Annotated in this window: 20 protein-coding genes; 11 read left to right on the forward strand and 9 right to left on the reverse strand. The window is 72.0% G+C overall.

The features are described from left to right. The first annotated feature begins 138 nt into the window (after positions 1-138). On the forward strand, positions 139-1,326 hold the full coding sequence (gene coaBC, locus OG700_RS33490; RefSeq protein WP_405622173.1) for a bifunctional phosphopantothenoylcysteine decarboxylase/phosphopantothenate--cysteine ligase CoaBC: 1,188 nt from the start codon (positions 139-141) through the stop codon (positions 1,324-1,326). A 258-nt stretch (positions 1,327-1,584) separates the two neighbouring features. Continuing rightward, the gene (gene metK / locus OG700_RS33495) at positions 1,585-2,793 is read left to right on the forward strand and encodes a methionine adenosyltransferase (RefSeq protein ID WP_405620183.1); all 1,209 of its coding nucleotides are present in this window, start codon (positions 1,585-1,587) and stop codon (positions 2,791-2,793) included. A 74-nt stretch (positions 2,794-2,867) separates the two neighbouring features. On the opposite strand, the gene OG700_RS33500 is transcribed toward metK, so the two are convergent. Further along, positions 2,868-3,665: a hypothetical protein gene (locus OG700_RS33500; protein WP_405620185.1), complete on the reverse strand. Its 798-nt coding sequence runs from the start codon at positions 3,663-3,665 to the stop codon at positions 2,868-2,870. A gap of 134 nt (positions 3,666-3,799) precedes the next feature. Here OG700_RS33500 and OG700_RS33505 point away from each other — a divergent pair, with 134 nt between their 5' ends. Beyond that, positions 3,800-5,947, forward strand: a complete 2,148-nt coding sequence (locus tag OG700_RS33505; RefSeq protein ID WP_405620187.1) for a primosomal protein N' — start codon at positions 3,800-3,802, stop codon at positions 5,945-5,947. A 106-nt stretch (positions 5,948-6,053) separates the two neighbouring features. Here the strand turns inward: OG700_RS33505 and OG700_RS33510 are convergent, their stop codons facing one another. Further along, positions 6,054-6,602 (reverse strand): hypothetical protein, encoded by a 549-nt coding sequence (locus tag OG700_RS33510; protein ID WP_405620189.1) that lies wholly within the window; start codon positions 6,600-6,602, stop codon positions 6,054-6,056. A 269-nt stretch (positions 6,603-6,871) separates the two neighbouring features. Here OG700_RS33510 and fmt point away from each other — a divergent pair, with 269 nt between their 5' ends. The 4 genes from fmt to OG700_RS33530 all read left to right on the forward strand — a co-directional run bounded on the left by fmt (position 6,872) and on the right by OG700_RS33530 (position 11,347). Beyond that, positions 6,872-7,828 (forward strand): methionyl-tRNA formyltransferase, encoded by a 957-nt coding sequence (gene fmt, locus OG700_RS33515; protein WP_405620191.1) that lies wholly within the window; start codon positions 6,872-6,874, stop codon positions 7,826-7,828. Between the two features lie 70 nt (positions 7,829-7,898). Continuing rightward, positions 7,899-9,332: an RsmB/NOP family class I SAM-dependent RNA methyltransferase gene (locus tag OG700_RS33520; protein WP_405620193.1), complete on the forward strand. Its 1,434-nt coding sequence runs from the start codon at positions 7,899-7,901 to the stop codon at positions 9,330-9,332. 176 nt (positions 9,333-9,508) lie between these two features. Further along, complete coding sequence (gene rpe / locus OG700_RS33525; RefSeq protein ID WP_405620195.1) at positions 9,509-10,192, forward strand: ribulose-phosphate 3-epimerase; 684 nt, start codon at positions 9,509-9,511, stop codon at positions 10,190-10,192. A 105-nt stretch (positions 10,193-10,297) separates the two neighbouring features. Next, positions 10,298-11,347, forward strand: coding sequence for a sugar-binding transcriptional regulator (locus OG700_RS33530; RefSeq protein ID WP_405620197.1), 1,050 nt, complete (start codon positions 10,298-10,300; stop codon positions 11,345-11,347). A 47-nt stretch (positions 11,348-11,394) separates the two neighbouring features. Here OG700_RS33530 and OG700_RS33535 read toward each other — a convergent pair whose 3' ends face one another. The 5 genes from OG700_RS33535 to OG700_RS33555 form a co-directional block, all read right to left on the reverse strand. Beyond that, positions 11,395-12,399, reverse strand: a complete 1,005-nt coding sequence (locus OG700_RS33535; protein WP_405620199.1) for an MBL fold metallo-hydrolase — start codon at positions 12,397-12,399, stop codon at positions 11,395-11,397. Between the two features lie 190 nt (positions 12,400-12,589). Then, the gene (locus OG700_RS33540; RefSeq protein WP_405620201.1) at positions 12,590-13,300 is read right to left on the reverse strand and encodes a hypothetical protein; all 711 of its coding nucleotides are present in this window, start codon (positions 13,298-13,300) and stop codon (positions 12,590-12,592) included. Between the two features lie 86 nt (positions 13,301-13,386). Beyond that, positions 13,387-13,572 carry a hypothetical protein gene (locus tag OG700_RS33545; protein ID WP_405620203.1) on the reverse strand — a complete coding sequence of 62 codons (186 nt, stop codon included), beginning with the start codon at positions 13,570-13,572 and terminating at the stop codon, positions 13,387-13,389. Next, a complete protein-coding gene (locus OG700_RS33550) occupies positions 13,548-15,986 on the reverse strand; it encodes an AAA family ATPase (protein WP_405620205.1) in 2,439 nt (812 codons plus the stop codon). Before OG700_RS33550 ends, OG700_RS33545 begins: the two co-directional genes overlap by 25 nt. A gap of 210 nt (positions 15,987-16,196) precedes the next feature. Further along, the gene (locus tag OG700_RS33555) at positions 16,197-16,328 is read right to left on the reverse strand and encodes a hypothetical protein (protein ID WP_405620207.1); all 132 of its coding nucleotides are present in this window, start codon (positions 16,326-16,328) and stop codon (positions 16,197-16,199) included. Positions 16,329-16,544: 216 nt separating this feature from the next. Here OG700_RS33555 and OG700_RS33560 point away from each other — a divergent pair, with 216 nt between their 5' ends. From OG700_RS33560 to OG700_RS33575, 4 genes are all read left to right on the forward strand, one after another. After that, positions 16,545-17,987 (forward strand): GuaB1 family IMP dehydrogenase-related protein, encoded by a 1,443-nt coding sequence (locus OG700_RS33560; protein WP_405620209.1) that lies wholly within the window; start codon positions 16,545-16,547, stop codon positions 17,985-17,987. 311 nt (positions 17,988-18,298) lie between these two features. Next, positions 18,299-19,111 carry an RNA polymerase sigma factor SigF gene (locus OG700_RS33565; protein ID WP_405622175.1) on the forward strand — a complete coding sequence of 271 codons (813 nt, stop codon included), beginning with the start codon at positions 18,299-18,301 and terminating at the stop codon, positions 19,109-19,111. A gap of 160 nt (positions 19,112-19,271) precedes the next feature. Continuing rightward, positions 19,272-19,727, forward strand: a complete 456-nt coding sequence (locus OG700_RS33570) for an Lrp/AsnC family transcriptional regulator (protein ID WP_405620211.1) — start codon at positions 19,272-19,274, stop codon at positions 19,725-19,727. A 342-nt stretch (positions 19,728-20,069) separates the two neighbouring features. Further along, entirely contained in the window at positions 20,070-21,791 is a 1,722-nt protein-coding gene (locus OG700_RS33575) for a flavin monoamine oxidase family protein (RefSeq protein WP_405620213.1), read from the forward strand. Between the two features lie 63 nt (positions 21,792-21,854). Here OG700_RS33575 and OG700_RS33580 read toward each other — a convergent pair whose 3' ends face one another. Both OG700_RS33580 and OG700_RS33585 read right to left on the reverse strand, forming a co-directional pair. Beyond that, the gene (locus tag OG700_RS33580; protein WP_405620215.1) at positions 21,855-22,556 is read right to left on the reverse strand and encodes a DUF5995 family protein; all 702 of its coding nucleotides are present in this window, start codon (positions 22,554-22,556) and stop codon (positions 21,855-21,857) included. A 108-nt stretch (positions 22,557-22,664) separates the two neighbouring features. After that, positions 22,665-24,071 (reverse strand): uracil-xanthine permease family protein, encoded by a 1,407-nt coding sequence (locus OG700_RS33585; RefSeq protein ID WP_405620217.1) that lies wholly within the window; start codon positions 24,069-24,071, stop codon positions 22,665-22,667. Positions 24,072-24,141: the final 70 nt, after the last annotated feature.

The raw sequence follows: 24,141 nt of genomic DNA on the forward strand, positions 1-24,141 counted from the left end.
GACTGCCGGGCCTGTGGTGTGTCATAGGGGAGACGTATCCATCCGAACGCGGGAGACACGGTGGACCAGGCGGAGCGGTCGGGGCAGACGGGGCAGACGGGGCAGCCGGGGAAGACGGGCGGCAGGCCCAAGGTCGTCCTGGGGGTGAGCGGCGGGATCGCCGCGTACAAGGCGTGCGAGCTGCTGCGCCGCCTCACCGAGTCGGGCCATGACGTACGGGTCGTGCCGACCGCGTCCGCCCTGCACTTCGTCGGCGCCGCGACCTGGTCCGCGCTCTCCGGCCACCCCGTCTCCACGGAGGTCTGGTCGGACGTCCACGAGGTGCCGCACGTGCGCATCGGCCAGTCCGCCGACCTCGTCGTCGTCGCCCCGGCCACCGCCGACCTGCTGGCCAAGGCCGCCCAGGGCATGGCCGACGACCTGCTGACCAACACGCTCCTCACCGCCCGCTGCCCGGTGGTCTTCGCCCCGGCCATGCACACCGAGATGTGGGAGCACCCCGCCACCCGGGCGAACGTCGCGACCCTGCGCGAGCGCGGAGCCGTCGTCATCGAGCCCGCGGTCGGCCGCCTCACCGGAGTCGACACCGGCAAGGGGCGGCTGCCCGACCCCGACGCGATCTTCGAGGCCTGCCGCCGGGTGCTGGCGCGCGGCGTGACCGCGCCCGACCTCGCCGGGCGGCATGTCGTCGTCTCCGCCGGTGGGACACGCGAACCGCTCGACCCCGTGCGCTTCCTCGGCAACCGCTCCTCGGGCAAGCAGGGATACGCCCTGGCCCGTACGGCGGCGGCTCGCGGCGCCCGCGTCACCCTCATCGAGGCCAACACCGGACTGCCGGACCCGGCCGGCGTCGACGTGGTGCGCGTCGGCACCGCCGTACAACTGCGCGAGGCGGTGCTGAAGGCGGCGGCCGACGCCGACGCCGTGGTCATGGCCGCTGCCGTGGCCGATTTCCGCCCCGCCTCCTACGCCGAAGGCAAGATCAAGAAGAAGGACGGCGAGGAGCCGGCGCCGATCGTGCTGGTCCGCAACCCGGACATCCTCGCGGAGATCGGCGCGGCGCGCGCCAGGCCCGGACAGGTGATCGTCGGATTCGCCGCCGAGACGGACGACGTGCTCGCCAACGGCCGCGCGAAACTGCGCCGCAAGGGCTGCGACCTGCTGGTCGTCAACGAGGTGGGGGAGCGCAAGACCTTCGGCGCCGAGGAGAGCGAAGCGGTGATCCTCGCCGCGGACGGCGGCGAGACACCGGTGCCGTACGGCCCCAAAGAAGCGCTCGCCGACACCGTCTGGGACCTGGTCGTACCCGCACTCGGCTCCGCTTAGACGAACGGGAAGTTAATTCTTCATTCGCCCTCCCGGGTGGACAAAAACAGCGCAAACCCGGTGTTCCTGGTCCGGACGGGGGGTGATCGTCGTATCGCAGGACGGAGTGACACCCCTAACTCCACTCCCACAGTCCGAGACGTCTGGACCTTCCGAGCCGTCGGCCGGATAAACTGGCAGAGGAACGTCGCGGGGCGCAGCTCCCCGGTCGTTCCGCCAAGGATCTAGCCAGCAGCCGCTGCAACCCCAGGGAGCGATGTGTCGCGCCGTCTGTTCACTTCGGAGTCCGTGACCGAAGGTCACCCTGACAAGATCGCTGACCAGATCAGCGACACCATTCTCGACGCACTCCTGCGGGAGGACCCCACCTCCCGGGTGGCCGTCGAGACCCTGATCACAACCGGCCTGGTGCATGTGGCCGGTGAGGTGACCACCAAGGCCTACGCGCCCATCGCCAAGCTCGTCCGGGACAAGATCCTCGAAATCGGCTACGACTCGTCGAAGAAGGGCTTCGACGGCGCCTCCTGCGGCGTCTCGGTGTCCATCGGCGCGCAGTCCCCCGACATCGCCCAGGGCGTCGACACCGCTTACGAGAAGCGGGTCGGCGGCGAGGACGACGAGCTCGACAAGCAGGGCGCCGGCGACCAGGGCCTGATGTTCGGCTACGCCTGCGACGAGACGCCCGAGCTGATGCCGCTCCCGATCCACCTCGCCCACCGGCTCTCCAGCCGGCTCTCCGAGGTCCGCAAGAACGGGACCATCCCGTACCTGCGCCCCGACGGCAAGACCCAGGTCACCATCGAGTACGACGGCGACAAGGCCGTCCGTCTCGACACGGTCGTCGTCTCCTCGCAGCACGCGTCGGACATCGACCTGGACTCGCTCCTGGCGCCCGACATCCGCGAGTTCGTCGTCGAGCACGTGATCAAGCAGCTCCTCGAAGACGGCATCAAGCTGGAGACCGAGGGCTACCGCCTGCTGGTCAATCCCACCGGCCGCTTCGAGATCGGCGGCCCCATGGGTGACGCCGGCCTCACCGGCCGCAAGATCATCATCGATACGTACGGCGGCATGGCCCGGCACGGCGGCGGCGCCTTCTCCGGCAAGGACCCGTCCAAGGTGGACCGCTCGGCGGCCTACGCGATGCGCTGGGTCGCGAAGAACGTGGTGGCCTCCGGCCTCGCCTCGCGCTGCGAGGTCCAGGTCGCGTACGCGATCGGCAAGGCCGAGCCGGTGGGCCTGTTCGTCGAGACCTTCGGCACGGCCTCGGTCGACGTCGAGAAGATCGAGCAGGCCATCGCCACGGTCTTCGACCTCCGCCCGGCCGCGATCATCCGCGACCTGGACCTGCTCCGCCCGATCTACGCCCAGACGGCGGCGTACGGCCACTTCGGCCGCGAGGAGCCGGACTTCACCTGGGAACGCACGGACCGCGTGGACGCACTGCGCGCGGCGGCCGGTCTGTAAGGCGTTCGGCGCGTATATCGACGGGGCGGACCCCGGACACCACCGGTGTCCGGGGTCCGCCCCGTCGATATACGTCAACCGGCCGACGGGGCGGGGACGTTGCCGTCCGCGAGGTGCTGGAAGAACTCCTCCACCAGGGTGAAGAGCCCGTCGACGGCCTGCCGTTGCTCGTCCGGTGACCACGGACTCTCCGGACGGCCCTCGGGGAAGGTGATTTGGACGACCTGGGCGGACCAGACGAGATTGCGGCCGGCCCCATGCGTGTCCGCGAGCCACTCCCGCAGTCCGGTCAACAGCGCGCCGCCGCAGGCATGGTCGTAACCGTCGAGGTAGGCCGCCACCGCCTCGTAGGTGACGCGACCGAGATACATGCCCGTGCGTGTCCTGAAGCCCTCCCAGAACCTCTGGTGCGACTCGACCGGCCTGCTCCGGGGCCGTGTCCAGGCGGCCGGCAGCCGGGACAGGTCCGTGCCGACACCCCAGGTGGAGTACGTCACCGCCTCCGTTCCCACACCGAGCGCCCTGAGGAGCACCGCCATGCGTGCCGCCGGATCGACAGGTCCGGACCTCCTCACCCAGACGTATGTCCCCGGCGGGTCACCCTCGTGACCGGTGACGACGAAGTCCGTCCCACCGAGCGTGAAGAACGCGGCACGCACGGCTCCGTGCCCGTCCCACGACTCCTCGACCGTCAACCTCAGCCGCCGGGCCACCGCGTCCAGCTCCACCGCCAGCAACGCCAGCGAGATCAGCGGCTCGGTCGCCGCCCGGAACATCGAGCACTGCCATGCCGGATTGCCTCCCTCGGTCTGCGGGGACGTCGCGGGCGCCCAATCGGTCTCCGGGTCGGGAAGGTTGATCATCTCAGCCACGCCGCACAGTCAATCAGGCTGTCGGACCGGAGGGATCGGCACCGGCCGGCTCGCCCGCCGCGCCGGTCGGCACCAAGATCCCGGGGCGCTCGGTCCGCAGCCGGGTGTCAGTGGTGTCTGGTAAGAATTTGGCTGTGAGCAGCGACGACGAGCAGCCCGAGGAGTCCGCCGGGGACGGTGGGCCGGAGCAGCTCGCGCTCATTCGGGAGACCGTGCGGGCCGCCAAGGTGCCCCGGGCGAAGCCGCGGACGTGGCGGGGGGCGCCGCTGGCGGGGGAGTTGCCCGTCGCGCGGGTCGTGGTGAACAAGGGGGTGCTGCATCTTGACCAGTTCTTCGACTACGCCGTGCCCGAGGAGCTGGCCGAGGCCGCGCAGCCGGGGGTGCGGGTGCGGGTGCGATTCGGGGCCGGGGCGCATCAGGTGCGGGGTGGGCGGCGCGAGGGCGGGCGGCTGATCGACGGGTTCGTCGTCGAGCGGCGGGCCGAGTCGGACTACGCGGGGCCGCTCGCCGCGCTGGCCGGGGTGGTGTCGCCGGAGCCGGTGCTCAGCGCCGAGCTGCTGGGGCTCGCGCGGGCCGTCGCCGACCGTTACGCGGGCAGTCTCGCCGACGTACTGCAACTGGCGGTGCCGCCGAGGAACGCGCGAGCGGAGGCCAAGCCGTCGCCCGACCCGCTGCCCGCGCCGGGCAGACCCCGGACGGCCACCTGGGAGCGGTACGCGCGGGGCGCGGCCTTCCTGGACGCGCTCGCCGACGGCGGCGCCCCGCGCGCCGTGTGGACCGCGCTGCCCGGCCCCCACTGGGCGGACGAGCTGGCGCGGGCCGTCGGGGCGACGCTCGCGTCGGGGCGCGGGGCGCTCGTCGTCGTCCCGGACGGCCGGGCCGCGGCGCGCGTCGACACCGCGCTCACCGCCCTGCTCGGCGAGGGACACCACGCGCTGCTCACCGCCGAGGCGGGTCCGCAGAAGCGGTACGGCCAGTGGCTCGCCGTCCGGCGCGGCGCGGTGCGGGCCGTCGTGGGGACCCGCGCGGCCATGTTCGCCCCCGTACGGGATCTCGGGCTCGTCGCCATCTGGGACGACGGCGACTCCAGCCACAGCGAGCAGCACGCGCCGCTGCCGCACGCCCGCGAGGTTCTGCTGCTGCGCGCCGCGCACGACAAGTGCGCCTTCCTGCTGGGCAGTACGGGCTGCACCGTCGAGGCGGCCCAACTGGTCGAGACGGGCTGGGCGTTGCCCATGACGGCCGACCGGGAGCGGTTGCGTACGGCCGCGCCCCTGGTGCGGACGGTCGGGGACGGTGAGCTGGCGCGCGACGGGGCCGCCCGCGCGGCCCGGCTGCCGAGCCTGGCCTGGCAGGCCGTCAGGGACGGACTGAAGACCGGCCCGGTCCTGGTGCAGGTGCCCCGGCGCGGCTATGTGCCCCGGCTCGGGTGCGAGCGCTGCCGTACGCCCGCCCGCTGCCGCCACTGCGCGGGTCCCCTGGAGGCGCCCGAGCAGCGGGAGTTGCACTGCGCGTGGTGCGGACGCGGCGAGCCCGCCTGGCGCTGCGCGGAGTGCGGCGGCACGCGGCTGCGCGCCAGCGTCGTGGGGGCGCGGCGTACGGCGGAGGAGCTGGGCCGGGCGTTCCCGGCGGTCCCGGTGCGCACGTCGGGCCGCGACCACATCCTCGACACGGTGCCCGGCCGCCCCGCGCTGGTGGTGAGCACGCCCGGTGCCGAGCCCGTCGCCGAAGGCGGCTACGCGGCGGCGCTGCTCCTCGACGGCTGGGCGATGCTCGGCCGGCCCGACCTGCGGGCGGGGGAGGAGGCGCTACGGCGCTGGCTGCACGCCGCGTCGCTGGTCCGGGGGCAGGGCGACGGCGGCACGGTCGTGGTCGTGGCGGAGCCGACGCTGCGGCCCGTGCAGGCCCTCGTGCGGTGGGACCCCGTGGGCCACGCCCAGCGTGAGCTGGCGGAGCGGGCGGAGCTGGGTTTTCCGCCGGTGTCCCGGATGGCGGCGGTGACCGGCGGGCCCGACGCGGTGACCGCGTTCCTGGCCGCCGCCGAACTGCCGCCCGACGCCGAGGTGCTGGGCCCCGTCCCGCTGCCGGTCACGGACCCGGCCCGGCCCCGCAGGCCCGGTGACGCGCCGCCGGGCGAGGTGTGGGAGCGCGCGCTGCTGCGGGTGCCGCCGGGCAGCGGTGCCGCACTGGCGGCGGCCCTGAAGGCGGCCCAGGCGGGCCGGCTGGCCCGGGGCGGCGGCGACCCGGTGCGTATCCGGATCGATCCCCCCGACATCGGCTGACGGGCCGCCCGCCGCGTTGCCGGGCGCAGCGCGGGCCGCCCCGTCCCCGCGCGTCGGACGGCCCGTACCCGTGGCCCCCGTCCGGCGGGGGCCACGACTCGCCTCGTCAGCCGTTGCGCGGCCCCGGGAACGCCCCCGGGCGCGCCTCCTCGCGGAGCGGCTGCGCGGCCACCGTCGGCTGCGGTGGCATCGACCGGGCCGCCGGTACGGCGGGTACGGCCGGGACACCCGGCACGGGGCCGCCCAGCGTGCGTGGCTGCGCGGCTTCCTGCGGACGGTCGCCCTCCGCGGCGGCGGCCTGCTGGGCCGCGCGCCTCGTGCCGTAACGGCGGTGCACCGCCTGCTTGGTGACACCGAGCGCCGAGCCGACCGCGTCCCACGAGAAGCCCAGCGAGCGATCGAAGTCCACGGCCGCCGTCACCAGGCTCTCGACACTGTCCCGCAGTTCCTGCGCGAGACGGACGGTCGGGGCTGGCGCCCGGCCGTAGACGACGAAGCCCGTCGAGGGGCCTGAGCGGCGCGGGCGGTAGACGTTGCCCAACTGGGCTGTGAGAGTGCGCAGTGCGTCCACCTGCCGGCGGACGCGCTCGATGTCCCGCACCAACAGGTGCAGATTTGCCCGGGCTTGTGCGTCGTGGGTTGCGTGGTCGGCCATGAACAAGCCTCTCGAACCGGCGTTGAAACGGATCGGGCCGCACCGGGCGGCCCGATTGGGGTCAATCTCCCTTGACAACGCGCCACCCGCCGTTGTGGTCACGCTGCGGGGGCGTATGCGCATATGCGCGGGGCGCGCGGGCTCCCGTACGCCCCCTGCCGTCCCGGCCCATAGACTGGTGCGCTGTCCGTCATCGGCCGCGCCGGTGCCCGCCGCCCGCCCGGCCGCGACGGATCGGAAGCCGCACGAGAGAGCGAGGAAGTCCCGCAGTGAAGCTCGTCTTCGCAGGCACCCCCGAGGTCGCCGTACCAGCCCTGGACGCACTGATCGCCTCCGACCGGCACGAGGTCGCCGCCGTCGTCACCCGCCCCGACGCACCCTCGGGCCGGGGCCGCAGGCTCGTCGCCAGCCCCGTCGCGCAGCGTGCCGAAGAGGCCGGCATCGAGATCCTGCGGCCCGCCAGGCCCCGCGACGAAGCCTTCCTGACCCGGCTGCGGGAGATCGCGCCCGACTGCTGCCCCGTCGTCGCCTACGGGGCGCTGCTGCCCCGCGTCGCGCTCGATATCCCGGCGCACGGCTGGGTGAATCTGCACTTCTCGCTGCTGCCCGCGTGGCGCGGCGCCGCCCCCGTGCAGCACGCGGTCATGGCCGGTGACGGCACGACCGGCGCCGCCACCTTCCTCATCGAGGAAGGGCTGGACTCGGGACCGGTGTACGGCGTGATCACCGAGGACGTACGGCCCACCGACACCAGCGGCGACCTGCTGACCCGGCTCGCCTTCGCCGGTGCCGGGCTGCTCGCCGCGACCATGGACGGTATCGAGGACGGCACGCTCAAGGCCGTACCGCAGCCCGCCGAAGGCATCTCGCTCGCCCCCAAACTCACCGTCGAGGACGCCCGGGTCGACTGGTCGGCGCCCGCGCTGCGCGTCGACCGTGTCGTCCGCGGCTGCACCCCCGCGCCCGGCGCCTGGACCGTCTTCCGCGGCGAACGCCTCAAGCTGGTCCAGCTCTCGCCGACGGCCGACCGCACCGATCTGGCCCCCGGGGAACCGGCCGTCGGCAAGAACTCCGTACATGTCGGCACCGGCTCGTACGCCGTCGAACTGCTCTGGGTCCAGCCGCAGGGCAAGAAGCCCATGCGCGCGGCCGACTGGGCACGCGGAGTGCGGATCGCCCGTGGCGAGCGGCTCGGCGCGGTCGACGGGGCCGCGGACGTACGCTGACACCGTCCGGAAACCGTCCGACCTTCCAGCAAGCGCCACCCTTCACGCGTAGAACCTTTGCGGAGCACCTTTGAACGAGCAGGCCCGTCGCCGTCCCTCCAAGAACTACCGCCGTCCCAAGAAGGATCCCGTGCGGATCCTCGCCTTCGAGGCACTGCGGGCCGTCGACGAGCGCGCCGCCTACGCCAACCTCGTCCTCCCGCCCCTCCTCAAGAAGGCCAGGGAGGCGGGGGACTTCGACACCCGTGACGCGGCGCTCGCGACCGAACTCGTCTACGGCACGCTCCGCCGCCAGGGCACGTACGACGCGATCATCTCGGCCTGTATCGACCGGCCGCTGAAGCAGGTCGACCCGCCCGTGCTCGACGTACTCGCCCTCGGGGCGCACCAGTTGCTCGGCACCCGTATCCCCACCCACGCCGCCGTGTCGGCCAGCGTGGAGCTGGCCCGCGTCGTGCTCGGCGACGGGCGGGCGAAATTCGTCAACGCCGTCCTGCGGAAGATCTCGAAGGACGACCTCGACGCCTGGCTGGAGCGGGTCGCGCCGCCGTACGACGAGGACGCCGAGGACCACCTCGCCGTCGTCCACTCGCACCCCCGCTGGATCGTCTCCGCGCTCTGGGACGCGCTCGGCGGCGGCCGGGCCGGCATCGAGGATCTGCTCGAAGCGGACAACGAACGCCCCGAGGTGACACTCGTCGCGCGCCCCGGCCGGGCCACGGCCGGCGAACTCCTCGACACACTGGGCGAGGAGTCCGCACTGCCGGGACGCTGGTCCCCGTACGCGGTCCGGCTCACCGAGGGCGGCGAACCGGGCGCCATCGACGCCGTACGCGAGGGCCGGGCCGGAGTCCAGGACGAGGGCAGCCAGCTCGTCGCCGTGGCGCTCGCCAACGCGCCGCTGGACGGCAGCGACACCCGGTGGCTCGACGGCTGCGCGGGGCCCGGCGGCAAGGCGGCGCTCCTCGCCGCGCTGGCCGCCGAGCGCGGCGCGTGGCTGCTCGCCTCCGAGAAGCAGCCGCACCGGGCGCGCCTCGTCGAGCGCGCGCTCACCGGCAACCCCGGCCCGTACCAGGTGATCACCGCCGACGGCACCCGCCCGCCGTGGCGGCCCGGCGTCTTCGACCGCGTCCTGGTCGACGTCCCGTGCACCGGACTGGGCGCCCTGCGCCGCCGCCCCGAGGCCCGCTGGCGGCGGCGCCCCGAGGATCTGGAGGGCTTCGCGCCGCTCCAGCGGGCACTGCTGCGCGAGGCGCTGAAGGCCGTGCGCGTGGGCGGAGTGGTCGGCTACGCCACGTGCTCCCCGCACCTGGCCGAGACGCGCACCGTCGTGGAGGACGTGCTGAAGGGCAGGGGCGGCCCCGCCGCCGAGGCCGAGTGGGTCGACGCCCGGCCGCTGATGCCCGGTGTCGCGGCGCTGGGGGACGGCCCCGACGTCCAGCTGTGGCCGCATGTCCACGGCACGGACGCGATGTATCTGGCGCTGCTGCGGCGCACCGCCTGAGAGGCATCGGGCGGCAGGGGGACGGTGGCACGGCGACGGCGGCAGGGCGGTGGGAGCGCCCGCCGCCATCGCCGACGGAGCGGAAACGCGAGGATTGCGCGGACTGTGCCCCTCCCGCCGGCCCGATGACGCGCATCGAGGCGGGGAAGTCGCCCGGAGCATGGCAGGCTTGGCACATGGCTCAGATCAACCCCAGCATCCTGTCCGCCGATTTCGCACGTCTGGCCGAGGAGGCGACAGCGGCCGAAGGCGCCGACTGGCTCCACGTCGACGTCATGGACAACCACTTCGTGCCCAATCTGACCCTCGGCGTGCCGGTGGTCGAAGCGCTCGCCCGCGCCACGGAGATCCCGCTGGACTGCCATCTGATGATCGAGGAGCCCGACCGCTGGGCGCCGCGGTACGTGGAGGCGGGAGCCGGTTCGGTCACCTTCCACGCGGAGGCGGCGGCGGCCCCCGTACGGCTGGCCCGCGAGATCCGCGCCAAGGGTGCGCGCGCCTCGATGGCGCTGAAGCCGGCGACCCCCGTCGAGCCGTACGAGGATCTGCTTCCCGAGCTGGACATGCTGCTGATCATGACGGTGGAGCCGGGCTTCGGCGGTCAGGCCTTCCTGGACATCATGCTGCCCAAGATCCGCCGTACCCGGGAGCTGATCTCCAAGCACGGCCTGGAGCTGTGGCTCCAGGTCGACGGCGGTGTCTCCGCCGAAACCATCGAGCGGTGCGCCGACGCGGGCGCCGACGTCTTCGTCGCGGGCTCGGCGGTGTACGGGACGGACGACCCGGCAGCCGCCGTACGGATGCTGCGCCACCAGGCCGACGAGGCGACCGCCTCGGCCGGCTGGGCATGCGCCCACTGAGCGCGCGACCGCACACGGGCCACCGGGCCACAGCTACATGAACGCCGCCCAACCGGGCTGATCAAGGACCGCCCGAATCTGACAGGATGAGAGCGCGTCCAGAGTGTGAACAGCAGTGAGGAGATCGCGGTGTCTGGTATGTCGGCGGGTCGGCCGGCCCTGCGCATGGGACCCGCGGAATTGGTGCAGGCCGCGGCCATGGCCCGCCGCTTCTATCTGGAGGGCAAGTCCAAGATCCAGATCGCCGAGGAGTTCGGCGTCAGCCGCTTCAAGGTGGCCCGGGTCCTGGAGACCGCGCTCGAACGTGACCTCGTGCGGATCGAGATCCGCGTCCCCGCCGAGCTGGACGCCGAGCGTTCCGACGCCCTGCGCGCCCGCTACGGCCTGCGGCACGCCGTCGTCGTGGAGTCGCCCGCCGAGGCCGCCGACGAGTCGCCCGACCCCGAGAACCTCGGCGAGGTGGCCGCCGACCTCCTCGGCGAACTGGTGGTCGAGGGCGATGTCCTCGGCCTTGCCTGGGGCCGCTCCACCATCCACATGGCCGCCGCCCTCGACCGGCTGCCGCCGTGCACCGTCGTCCAGCTGACCGGCGTGTACGACGCGGGCACCGCCGAGCGCGGTTCGGTCGAGGCCGTACGGCGCGCCGCCCAGGTCTCCGGCGGCGAGGCGCACCCGATCTACGCCCCGATGCTGCTGCCCGACCCGGCGACGGCCGCCGCGCTGCGCGGCCAGCCCGGTATCGCCCGCGCCTTCGAGTACTTCGACAAGGTGACCGTCGCCGCGGTGTCCATCGGCTCCTGGGAGGCGGGGATCTCCACGGTCCACGACATGCTCACCGACGAGGAGCGCTCACACTACGCCTCGCTCGGCGTCGAGGCCGAGATGTCCGCGCACCTCTTCGACGCGGAGGGCCGGCGGGTCGGCCGCGACCTGGGCGAGCGGTGCATCACCGTCGAGGCCGACCGGCTGCGCCGTATCCCCGAGGTCGTCGCCATCGCGGGCGGACAGCGCAAGGGCGCGGCCATCGGAGCCGTACTGAGATCCGGACTCGTCACGAGCCTGGTCACCGACACCGCGGCCGCCGACTTCCTGCTGCACGACTTCGCGCCAGGTCCGCGCCCGGCCCTGGAGCGTGCGGACCCGGACAGCGAGTAGGCGCGGCCTGGGGTTCTCGGCCCGGAGGTATTTCCGGCGACGGCCCGTTACCCGGCTCTTGTGCCGCTGTGCTGGTGCTGTTCGGGGAGCAGACTCTCCGGGTGCGCCCACAGCAGGACGTTGTCCGGACGCCCGCCGCCGGAACTCGTGCCTTCCTTCTCGAAGAAGTCGAGGATGTCCTGCTCCGAGTGGCGCAGACTGAAATGGGTCAGGACGAACAAGGTTTCGGGATGTGCCTCGACCACCGGTCTGAGGCGGCTCCAGACGGTATGCCCGTCCCGGTCGGCCCGTCCCAGCTCGCTGTCGTGCAGGAACGTGCATTCGGTGATGACCACCGGATACGTGAACAACCATGGATTGCGCTCGAACACGGTGACGTCGGTGTCACCGAGAAACACGAACAGGGGCCGCTGCACCTCCTGTTCGACCTCGACGCCCTCTTCGCGCTCTCGCGCCATGATCCGGCCGAACTCGCCGCCCCGCCCCTCCTCGACCAGTGAGCGGCGCAGTTCCTCGTACCGGGGCAGCAGCGCCTTGCCCACCTCGGACACGGCGTATCCCACACAGGGCACCTTGTGCTCGCACTCCACCACCCGCACACGGTGCGCCCGCCGGCCGAAGGTGAATTCGTCGTCCTGCCGCACCCCGTGCAAGCGGTGGCCGCCACCGAGGGCCGGGTCGTACCCCGCGCCGTGGTTCAGCTCCGCCGACGCCCGCAGGAACGCCTCCACGTACGGCACGGTGTCGGCGGGCAGATAGATGTCGGTACCGGCCCGGGAGGCGAGGAAGTCCAGATCCTTCGCATGGTCGTGATGGGTGTGGGTGAGCAGCACGGTGTCCACCTGACGCCCTTCGCACAGCCCCGCGTCCAAGCCGCACCGCAGCTCGGGGATGTGGAAGAACGTCTTGTCGTTCGCACGCGAGTAGCCGGTGAGGGTGAACGTGGTGCCGGGTATCCGCCAGGTCTTCCACTGACGGAACGGATGTCCCCTTTCGAGCCGCGCGGGATTGCCCTCCTGATCGTCTTCCCGGGGCTTCGGGGCGTGCTTCATGGGTGCGTTCCTCCAGTACCCGCGGCGGATCGGCCGGTCCGCGAAGATCACGGACGGCCGATCGTAGCGGGACCGGTGGGGACGGCCGGCATGAATGTTCACACCGGCCGTGCGACGTCTCCCGTCGATCGGACGCCGCGGTGCCACCGCCCCCGGAGAGGCGGTGGCACCGTCAGGTGGCCGGCCCTGATCACCCGACCGGGACCGCCCGGGGGAGCGTCGAGTCCACGGTGTTGCCCCGCCGGTTCGTGGCCGTCACGCGGACGCCCACGAAACCACCGGACTTGAGCGCGGAAGGCGGCGCCGTGAAACGGTGTTCGCCGTCGTCGTCACGGTGCACCGACACCTGCTGCCAGGTGGCACCGAGGTCCGAGGTCACCCAGGCGCGCACGTCGCGCAGCCCGCCGACCGCGCCCGAGACGTCGGCCGTCATGGTCAGGGAACGGCCCGCGCGGGCCTGGTTCAGGTCGTTCAGCGGTGCGTCGAACGCCACGTTGAGCAGCTTCACCGATGTCGGCGTGTCACCCGTACCACCCGCCGTGAAGCGCCACTTGGCGGTGGCCTCGCCGCCCATCGGGAAGATCCCGGCGGAGGCGCAGGTGCGCTTCAACTCGTACGAGGCCTTCTCGGCGTCCTCGAAGTTCTTGTCGATCGTGGTGCCGCGGTCGGCGACGAGCACACCGTCGCGGTGGAGCTGCGTCGTGCCCGTCAGGCGCATCGGGAAGTTGACGTCGGCGTACTCACCGACGAGTCCCTTGGGGTCGACGTTGTCGTCGATCCTCAACTGAAGCCGGGCGCCGGTGGGCTGTCCCTTCGCGGCGACCGAGAACGGGCCGGTGAACCAGGTCTCCTTGGTGGAGCGGCCCGGCTTGTAGGTGATGACGCGCGGGGCGTAGTCCATCTCCACACCTGACAGATGACGGTAGGTGAACCGCATCCAGGTGGTGCCCTCGGCCTGGATGTACTCGGTGCGTTCCTTGGGAACGGTCAGGTAGGACGGCGAGGTCGTGTTGAGACCGCTGAGGCCCGTGCGTAGACCGTGGCGCCTTCCTGGTAGCGGAGCTTCTCGTTCATGCCCTTGTACGTCATGCGGACCTTGGCGAGCTTCCTGATCTCGCCGCGCGTCACCTTGCGCTCCGCGTCGCCGCTCACCTTGTCCTGGGCGTAGGCCACGTCGTAGAGGGTGTCGGTATCACCCACAGTGATGTCACTGTCGGCGTCCGCGAGGCGCCAGCGCTCGTTGAACGCGACCGGGCTCCGTCGATGTTCATCCGGATCATCGCCAGGCCCAGGTAGGGGCCATCGGGAACCCGGAGGTCTCGGGTGCCTTCCCTGATCTCCGCGTTCATCGCGGCGCCGCTGTCCGCGTTGAGCAGGGATATCTGAGCGGGCGCGGGCTTGCCCGCGCGGTCGAGCGTGGTGACCTTGACGGTCTGTGCCCGGTCCAGGAGCAGCGGGATGCGCAGCGCCTGGCCACCATCGGTGGGGAGCGCCGTCAGCGCGCCGCTGCAGGTACCGGTCGCGGTGCCCGTGGCGTCGACGGTCAGGGTGACCTCGGTGGTCTCACCGGCGGCCAGCGCCACGGTGGAGGCGGGCACCTTCAGCAGACCGTCCGGTGTGGCTCCACCGTTCGTGGCGAGCGTGCCCTTGAGGTCCAGCGTCACGGCCGCGCCGCCCTTGTTGGTGACCTCGACGGTACGGGTGGCGGTGCCGCCGGACGCGTCCAGCCGCCCGAAGTCGACGGCGCCGGTGTCGGCGACGACGGTCTGCTTCAGGGCGGCCGGAAGGTTCACCACGCCACTGCCGACGTCGTGCACCGTCTGGCCGGCCCGCAGGGCCGACGCGGTGCCCGTCAGCGTGTGCTTGAGCTGCTCCGGGGGCCAGTCAGGGTGCTCCTGGGCCAGCAGGGCGGCGGGCCCGGTCGGCGGCGGCGCGCAGGAAGACCGGGGCCGCTCGTCGTCGGCCACCGTCATAGGGTCGGCCACCGTCATAGGGAAGACGAGGGCGTCGGGCCGCAGCCGCAGCACCGTGTCGGTGTACGACTGGTGGAGCCGCCGGCCCGCCGCGTCGAGCGCCGCGGTGACCTCCGGCGCGGCCAGCCGTGGATACAGACCGCCGGAGGCGACGGCCTCCAGCTCGGTGAGCGAGACCGCGGTGCCGCCCGCGACGGACAGCGCGGCGAGCGTGCGCCGGGCGTCCCCGGGCAGCCGGGCCAGCCGGCCGGCGATCAGCCGGCGGATGCTGTCCGGAACGGCGTCGCCGTCCGGCTCGGCGGTGGTGCGGTGGCGCGGCTCCATGTGCTCCAGGTCCGCCTCCGGGCTGGTGGTCAGCTCCAGGGCGAACAGGGGGTTTCCGAGGGAGAGTTGAAGGATACGAGAGGCGGTGTGGCGGCCCTCCGCACGCCGGTCGAGGCCGGCTGCCGCCGTGGCGAGCCCCGCGCGGTCGGCGCGGCTCAGACGCGGCAGATCGATCTCCACCGCCATCCGCTGCCGCAGGATGACGTCCAGCACCTGCCGCCGGACGTCGTCGGACTCAAGAGTGTCGTCGCGGCAGGTGGCGATGAACCGCCAGCGCCTGGCCTGCGCGGTCCGCACCAGGTGAAGGAGCAGGCTCGGTGAACCCGGGTCGGCGGTGTGCACATCGTCGAGGACGACGAGGACCGGCCGGGTGGCCGCGAGATCGGTGAGGACACCGGCGACGGCCCGGAACAGCCGGGCGCGTTCCTCCTCCGGGCTCGCGGCGGCCGGCGGCCCGCCGCCCAGCGAGGGCAACAGGGCGGCGAGGCCAACGTGTTCGGCACCGACCCGGGAACGCTCCTGGACGCCGCACCCCGCGAGGTGCCCGTCCAGCGCGTCCGCGAACATCCCGTACGGCGTCTGCCCCTCCGCCTCGTGGCTCGTACCCCAGAGCACGCACACACCCCGCGCCGCCGCTCGTCGCGCCGCCTCCGCGACGAGCCGGGTCTTGCCGATGCCCGCCTCACCTCGCACGACGACGAGCGCGGTGCCCCCGGCCGACGCCGAGGCATGCTCGGCGAGCAGCGCCGGCGGGCGTTCGCGGCCGAACAGCGGGAGCCGTTCGGGACGGCGGATCGCGGGAGGCAACGGTGCGGGCTGCGGCACGCTCCGGGCGATCGGCGCGGCGCCGAGAGCGTCCAGTGCGGACAGGGCGGTACGGTGCGGCTCCTCCAGCCCGGCACCGGGACGCACCCCCAGCTCATCGGTGAGCGCCTCACGGCAGGCGTGATACTGACGGATGGCCTGACGCGGCCGGCCCATGTCGCACCAGGTGCGGGCCAGCAGCAGATTCAGGGACTCGTCGGCGGGGGAGCGGTCCACCGCGTCGCACAGCACACCGACCGCCTCATCGGCGCGACCGTCGGCCAACAGCCGCCCGGCCAGGGCCGGGACCAGCTGCTCGCGCAGTACCTCGATACGGCGACGGCGCTCCCCGTCCCAGTCCGCGTACCTGTCTTCCGGCAGGAACTCCCGGCTCAGGGTCTCCAGCGCCCCGCCGATCGCGTCGGCGTCCCCCGAAGCCAGCGCGGCGCGCCCGGCCTCCTCCGCCTCGTCGGCGTCGACCCGCACCCGGTCCGGGGCCAGAGAAGAGCAGATCGCCCTCCGCCACCAGACAGGAGGAAGGAACCCGCGGCACCAGCTCCGGCTCCAGCGCGTGGCGTGCGGCATGGAGGGTGACGCGAAGGTTCCGTACCGCCGCGTCCATGGGGGCGTCCGGCCACAGCAGGTCCATCACCTCTTCGCGATGACGGCGCAGCCCCGGAGCCACCGCCAGCAACTTCACCAAGGTCCGCGCGGTGCTGCGCCGCCACCGGCGGGGATCTCCACGCCGTCGTCACGGACCGCCCCGAACCCGCCGAGGAGGTGCAGGGACAGCCCCGGAGCGCGCGGGAGTTCGGCGGGTCCTGGCATGGCGCACACCTTAGCGATCAACTGTCACCCGTACGACGGTCGAACGTACAGGCGCCGGTGCCGAAGGTTGGCGGATGCTACACAGAAGGGGTGCCGGTTCGCTGGGACGGGGTGGCATCGGCGATGATGGCCTAGGAGCCGCAGCCCGATCCATTGCTGGTTCGGTGCTGACTTCCCACCCGCCCTGTACGTATACCTGCTGGTGAGAGAGTTAGCATGCGTTTCCTCAATGATCTGAAGCCGCCGTACGACCTCACGTACGACGATGTGTTCATGGTGCCGAGCCGTTCGGCCGTCGGCTCCCGGCAGGGCGTGGATCTCGCCGCCCCCGATGGCACCGGCACCACCATCCCCCTCGTCGTCGCCAACATGACGGCGATCGCGGGCCGCCGGATGGCGGAGACCGTCGCCCGGCGCGGTGGCCTCGTCGTCATCCCCCAGGACATCCCGATCGAGGTCGTCACCGAGGTCGTCTCCTGGGTCAAGACGCGGCATCTCGTGCTCGACACCCCGATCATCCTGGCGCCGACGCAGACCGTCGGTGACGCCCTGTCCCTGCTGCACAAGCGGGCGCACGGGGCCGGCGTCGTGGTCGACGGCGACCTGCGTCCGGTCGGGATCGTCACCGACCACGATCTGACCGGGGTCGACCGTTTCACCCAGCTGTCCGAGGTCATGTCGAAGGATCTGCTGCTCATCGACGCGGACATCGACCCGAGCGAGGCGTTCGACAGGCTCGACGGCGCCAACCGCAAGCTGGCCCCGGCCGTCGACGCCGAGGGCAAGCTGGTCGGCATCCTGACCCGGAAGGCCGCCCTGCGCGCCACGCTCTACACCCCGGCCACCGACGCGTCCGGCCGGCTGCGTATCGCCGCCGCCGTCGGCATCAACGGCGACGTCGCGGGCAAGGCCGCGCAGCTCCTCGCGGCGGGCGTCGACACGCTCGTCGTCGACACCGCGCACGGCCACCAGGAGTCGATGCTCGCGGCCGTCAGGGCCGTCCGGGCGCTCGACCCGAAGGTGCCGATCGTCGCGGGCAACATCGTGGCCGCCGAGGGTGTACGCGATCTCATCGAGGCCGGCGCCGACATCATCAAGGTCGGTGTGGGCCCCGGCGCGATGTGTACGACGCGCATGATGACCGGCGTGGGCCGGCCGCAGTTCTCCGCCGTCCTGGAGTGCGCCGCCGAGGCGAAGAAGTACGGCAAGCACGTGTGGGCGGACGGCGGTGTCCGCCACCCGCGCGACGTCGCGATGGCCCTGGCCGCCGGCGCGTCGAACGTGATGATCGGTTCCTGGTTCGCCGGTACGTACGAATCGCCCGGTGACCTCCAGCAGGCCGCCGACGGACGTCTGTACAAGGAGTCCTTCGGTATGGCGTCGGCACGCGCCGTGCGCAACCGCACCAGCGAGGAGTCGGCGTACGACCGGGCCCGCAAGGCGCTCTTCGAGGAGGGCATCTCCACCTCGCGGATGTTCCTGGACCCCTCCCGGCCGGGTGTCGAGGACCTGATCGACTCGATCATCGCCGGGGTCCGCTCCGCGTGCACGTACGCCGGGGCCAATTCGCTGGAGGAGTTCGCCCAGAAGTCCATCGTCGGGGTGCAGAGCGCGGCGGGTTACGCGGAGGGCAAGCCCCTGCACGCGAGCTGGAGTTAGGGCCTGTCCGGCCTATCTTCGCGGATCTTTCCGGGATCCGCCCCGTTGCGACGTCGGCCCGTGACGGTCGTCTGCGGGCCGCTCGCACCCCTGTGACCAGGCATTCTTCCGTCGTACGCGAGACGCTGTCCCCGGTTGCCGCGGCCGCGGCGACCGGGAGCGGCATATTCCGGTCGGGATCCGGGAGACATGACCGGGTTACGTCTGGGTACACGGGCTGTGCACTGTCAACAGAGCAAGGGGAGGACACAGTGTCCACGGCGATCACGGTCCCGACCGAGAGCACGCAGTACGGAACCCACCAGGCCGACATGGCGGAACTGGGACTTCCGTATGTGGAGTGCCCGGGAGATGTGGCACCCAAGGACGCCCGGGAGATTTCGCGCCTCTTCTTCGTCCGGCTGGCGGAGCTGGAGGAAGGCACCCACGAGCACCAGTACGTGCGCAACACCCTGATCGAGCTGAACCTGGCCCTGGTGCGGTACGCGGCGACGCGCTTCCGTAACCGCTCGGACCAGATGGAGGACATCGTCCAGGTCGGCACCATCGGCCTCATCAAGGCGATCGACCGCTTCGAGCTGAGCCGTGAGGTGGAGTTCGCGACGTTCGCCGTCCCGTACATCGTCGGTGAGATCAAGCGGTTCTTCCGTGACACGAGTTGGGCCGTGCACGTGCCGCGCCGCCTTCAGGAGCTGCGGATCGACCTGGCCAAGGCGACGGACGAACTGTCGCAGCGGCTGGACCGCGCCCCGACGACGGCCGAACTCGCCGCGTTCCTCGACCTCGACGAGAACGAGATCATCGAAGGCGTCGTCGCGAGCAACGGCTACACGGCCGGCTCGATCGACATGCCGTCCGACGACACCGCCGAGTCCTCCTCGCCGCTCTCCGACCGACTCGGCGCGCCCGACGCGCAGTTGGAGGCGGCGGAGAACGTGCAGGCGCTCAAGCCGCTGATCGAGGAGCTGGACGAGCGCGAGAAGTGGATCCTCCAGATGCGCTTCGGCGCGGAGATGACGCAGTCGGAGATCGGGCAGGAACTGGGCGTCTCGCAGATGCATGTGTCGCGCCTGTTGTCGCGGATCACCGGACGGCTGCGGGAAGGCATGCTGGCCGTCGAGTGACCGGCCGGTCGCCGGGCGCGACCACGCACGACGCACGGTGGAGGGGACGGCCCGGGTTTCCGGGCCGTCCCCTCCACCGTGGTCTACTTCGGATACGGGGCGCGTCGCGCCCGGCCGGCCACGGCAGGACCACCACCCGCAGAGAAGTGATCCACCCGCAGTGCGACTGAACAAGCTCGACGAACGCATCGTGCACGCCCTCGCCCAGGACGCCCGCCGCTCCTTCGCGGACATCGGCTCCGAGGTCGGCCTCTCGGCGCCCGCCGTGAAGCGGCGGGTCGACCGGCTCCGCGCCGAGGGCGCCATCACCGGCTTCACCGTACGGGTGGACCCGGCGGCGCTCGGCTGGGAGACCGAGGGTTTCGTCGAGATCTACTGTCGCCACAAGACCTCGCCCGAGGACATCCGGCGTGGCCTCTCGCGCTACCCGGAGGTGGTGGCCGCGTCGACCGTCACGGGTGACGCCGACGCCGTGGTCCAGGTCTTCGCCTCCGACATGCGCCACTTCGAGCGGGTGCTCGAACTGATCGCGGGGGAGCCGTACGTGGAACGCACGAAGTCCGTGCTGGTGCTCTCGCCCCTGCTCAGGCGCTTCTCGTCGGGCGCGCCCGGCTGAGACCGCCGGGTGCCCCGTCCCGCCCTGTCACGGCTCCACCCACGGCTGCACCCACCGCGCCGCACGGCGCGGAGCCCGATGCGAGCAGCGGCGCAACGAATCGCCGCCCACGGCCCCGAAGACGCAACGATTGCCCCGCCCACACGCAACACAGGCGCCTTGTCGCGGCGGAAGTCGGAGCCGTACCGTCTGGATGTCCCCCCGAACACCATGACGTCCCGAGGTCTGCCATGCCGTCGTCGCGTACCGCCCCGCACCGGAGCTCCGGTCTGCCCGGCTCGTGAGGCGGCGGCCACCGACCCCGACCCCGCGTCCGCTCTTCCCGCAAGGAGCCCGTACCCCATGACGTCCACGGTGCCCACCTCCGTCCCGCACACCGAGGCGCAGCCGCCAGCCGGCCTGCCGCCGATCACCATGTTCGGCCCGGACTTCCCCTACGCGTACGACGACTTCCTCGCCCACCCCGCGGGCATCGGCCAGGTGCCCGCGACCGAGCACGGTGCCGAGGTCGCGGTCATCGGCGGTGGGCTGTCCGGCATCGTCGCGGCGTACGAGCTGATGAAGATGGGCCTGCGGCCGGTCGTGTACGAGGCCGACCGGATCGGCGGCCGGCTGCGTACCGTCGGCTTCGACGGCTGCGATCCCGAACTGACCGCCGAGCTGGGCGCGATGCGCTTCCCGCCGTCGTCCACCGCGCTCCAGCACTACATCGACCTGGTGGGCCTGGTCACCGAGCCGTTCCCCAACCCCCTCGCCCCCGGCACCCCTTCGACCGTCGTGGACCTCAAGGGCGAGTCGCACTACGCGCGGACGATCGACGACCTGCCGCAGGTCTACCGCGACGTCATGGACGCCTGGAACACCTGCCTGGAGGAGGGTGCCGACTTCTCCGGCATGAACCGCGCCATGCGCGAACGCGACGTACCGCGCATCCGGGAGATCTGGGCGCGGCTGGTGGCGAAGCTCGACAACCAGACCTTCTACGGCTTCCTCTGCGACTCCGACGCCTTCACCTCCTTCCGGCACCGCGAGATCTTCGGCCAGGTCGGCTTCGGGACGGGCGGCTGGGACACCGACTTCCCCAACTCCATCCTGGAGATCCTGCGCGTCGTCTACTCCGAGGCCGACGACCACCACCGCGGCATCGTCGGCGGCAGCAGCCAACTGCCGCTGCGGCTCTGGGAACGCGAACCCGCCAAGATCACGCACTGGCCCCTCGGCACCTCGCTCTCCTCCCTGCACGGCGGCGAGCCGCGCGGCGCCGTGACCCGGCTGCGCCGCACGGCGGGGGACCGGATCACCGTCACCGACGCCTCGGGGGACATCCGCACCTACCGAGCCGCCGTCTTCACCGCACAGTCCTGGATGCTGCTGTCGAAGATCGACTGCGCCGACTCGCTCTTCCCGATCGACCACTGGACGGCGATGGAGCGCACCCACTACATGGAGTCGTCCAAGCTGTTCGTGCCGGTGGACCGGCCGTTCTGGCTGGACGAGGCCGTCGACGACAGGGGTGACCCGACCGGCCGCGACACGATGTCGATGACCCTCACCGACCGGATGACCCGCGGCACCTACCTCCTGGACAACGGCCCCGACAAGCCGGCCGTCATCTGCCTCTCCTACACCTGGTGCGACGACAGCCTGAAGTGGCTGCCGCTGTCGGCGAACGAGCGGATGGAGGTCATGCTCAAGTCGCTCGGCGAGATCTATCCGAAGGTGGACATCCGCGACCATGTCATCGGCAGCCCGGTGACGGTGTCGTGGGAGAACGAGCCGTATTTCATGGGCGCGTTCAAGGCCAACCTGCCTGGTCATTACCGCTACCAGCGCCGCCTGTTCGCCCACTTCATGCAGGACCGGCTGCCTGCGGACAAGCGTGGGATCTTCCTGGCGGGCGACGACATCTCGTGGACGGCGGGGTGGGCGGAGGGCGCCGTACAGACCGCGCTCAACGCCGTGTGGGGTGTGATGACCCACTTCGGCGGCGCCACGGACGCGACGAATCCCGGGCCGGGCGATGTGTACGACGAGATCGCGCCGGTCGAACTGCCCGAGGACTGAGCGTTTGTCGGGGGCCTGGGGGGTGCGGGGGCGTGGGGGCGCTGGGGGTGTACGTGGGGCGGTTCAGCCGTACGGCGTGAGCAGGCACCGCCCCACCAGTCCCACCCCCGCGTCCATCCGCTCCCTGAACTCCTCGGCCAGCGGCGGCACTTCGCGCAGCCCCCAGAGCACCAGCGCCGACGACCAGGCCGACTCCAGCGCCCGTTCCAGATTCCACGAACCGAGCAGATGCGTGAGCGGGTCCTCGATCCGCAGGGTGTCCGCCTCGGCCGGGCCTTCGTCGCCGACGCGCTCCGCGAGGAGCGCGAGCGTGTCGCCGACCCGTGCGAACGCCGCTTCCAGCGCGGCCGGTTCACAGGGACGCGTCCGGCAGAGGTCCACCACCGCGAGCGGCAGATCGTGCCCGACATGCGCGTTGACGCCCGCGAGCGCGAACTGCGCGGGCCGTACGCCCGGATGGCGCCGGTACTGGAAGAGGGGCCGCCAGCCGGCCGGTGCCCGCCCGCCCACGGCCACCGCGTCGACCGCCGCCAGATACCGCTCGACGAGTGCGCCGTGCAGCGCGAACGCGTCCCGGGTGGCGGCGTATCCGCCTCCGTACGGCGCCTCGATGTCGTCAACGGCCGACACGCGGAGCCGGTTGAACACGGCCACCCCGTCATCTTCCGGCCACGCGGAACGCAGCGCCCGCATCCGCCGCCACGCGGAATCGGGTGAGCGTGTGTCGTCGTCGGGCCGGGCCGCGAACAGCTGGATCTCCGCCATGGGGGGAGCGTCCCAGCCCGGGAGCCCGGCAGGTGCCGGAGGACCGGGACTTCGTCAGAACGGGGGAAAGAAGCGGCGAGGGGAACGGGGAAAGGCGCGTCCCGCCGATTACGGCTTCGCGGCCGGCGGTTGGTCGTCCTCGTTCCCGCTGTCGTACGTGGACGTACCCGAGTCGAGCAGCGGTCCGTCGCCCTTCAGGTGCGGCGGGGCGAAGGCGCGCAGCACGTGGTAGCCGACGATGACCACGAGCGAGCCGAGCGCGATGCCGCCGAGTTCGAAGCTGTCGGTGAACTTCATGCTGACGCCGCCGACGCCGATGATGATGCCGGCCGCCGCGGGCACCAGATTGAGCGGATTGCGCAGATCCACCCCGGCGTTGATCCAGATCTGCGCGCCGAGCAGGCCGATCATGCCGTAGAGGATGACGGTGATCCCGCCGAGCACTCCGCCGGGTATCGCGGCCACGACGGCGCCGAACTTCGGGCAGAGTCCGAAGAGCAGGGCGAAGCCGGCGGCGGCCCAGTACGCCGCGGTCGAGTACACGCGGGTCGCGGCCATCACGCCGATGTTCTCGGAGTACGTGGTGTTGGGCGGCCCGCCGACGGCGGTGGAGAGCATCGACGCCGCGCCGTCGGCGGCGATCGCCGTACCCAGCTTGCCGTCGAGGGAGTCGCCGGTCATCTCACCGACGGCCTTCACATGCCCGGCGTTCTCCGCGATCAGCGCGATGACGACCGGCAGCGCGACCAGGATCGCCGACCACTCGAAGCTCGGCGCGTGGAAGTCGGGGAGCCCTATCCAGTCGGCGTCCCCGACCAGGGACAGGTCCAGCCGCCAGTGGTCCACGGCCTCGGCGCCGCCCGCCGGGGAGTGGATCTTGCCGAAGACCGTGTCGAAGACCCACGAGACGCCGTAGCCGAAGAGCAGCCCGAGGAAGATCGCGACACGTGACCAGAAGCCGCGCAGACAGACGACGGCCAGCGCGGTGAACACCATCACCAGCAGCGCGGTCCACTGATCCTGCGGCCAGTACGTCTTGGCGGAGACGGGCGCCAGATTGAACCCGATGAGCATCACCACCGCGCCCGTCACGACGGGCGGCATCGCGGCGTGGATGATCCGGGCGCCGAACCGTCGTACGGCCAGCCCCGAGAGGAACAGCACGACGGCGACGACGAACACCGCGCCGGTGACGGTGGCGCTGTCGCCGCCCGACGCCCGGACGGTGGCGGCGACCCCGACGAACGACAGTGAGCAGCCGAGATAGCTCGGTACCTGCCCACGGGTGGCCAGCAGGAAGATGATCGTCGCGACGCCGGACATCATGATCGCGAGGTTGGGGTCGAGGCCCATCAGGACGGGCGCGACGAACGACGCGCCGAACATCGCGACCACGTGCTGGGCGCCGAGCCCGGCCGTACGGGGCCAGGAGAGCCGTTCGTCGGGTCGTACGACGGCGCCGGGCGCGGGCGTCCGCCCGTCGCCGTGCAGGGTCCAGCGCACACCGAGCTTCATGAGGGTGGCTCCACTTCCGATTCCGCCGCAGAAAAGACCAGCGTCATGGTATGGGCCGGCCCGCTGCCGT

It is taken from the genome of Streptomyces sp. NBC_01508, from assembly GCF_045040315.1.
GTDB lineage: Bacteria > Actinomycetota > Actinomycetes > Streptomycetales > Streptomycetaceae > Streptomyces.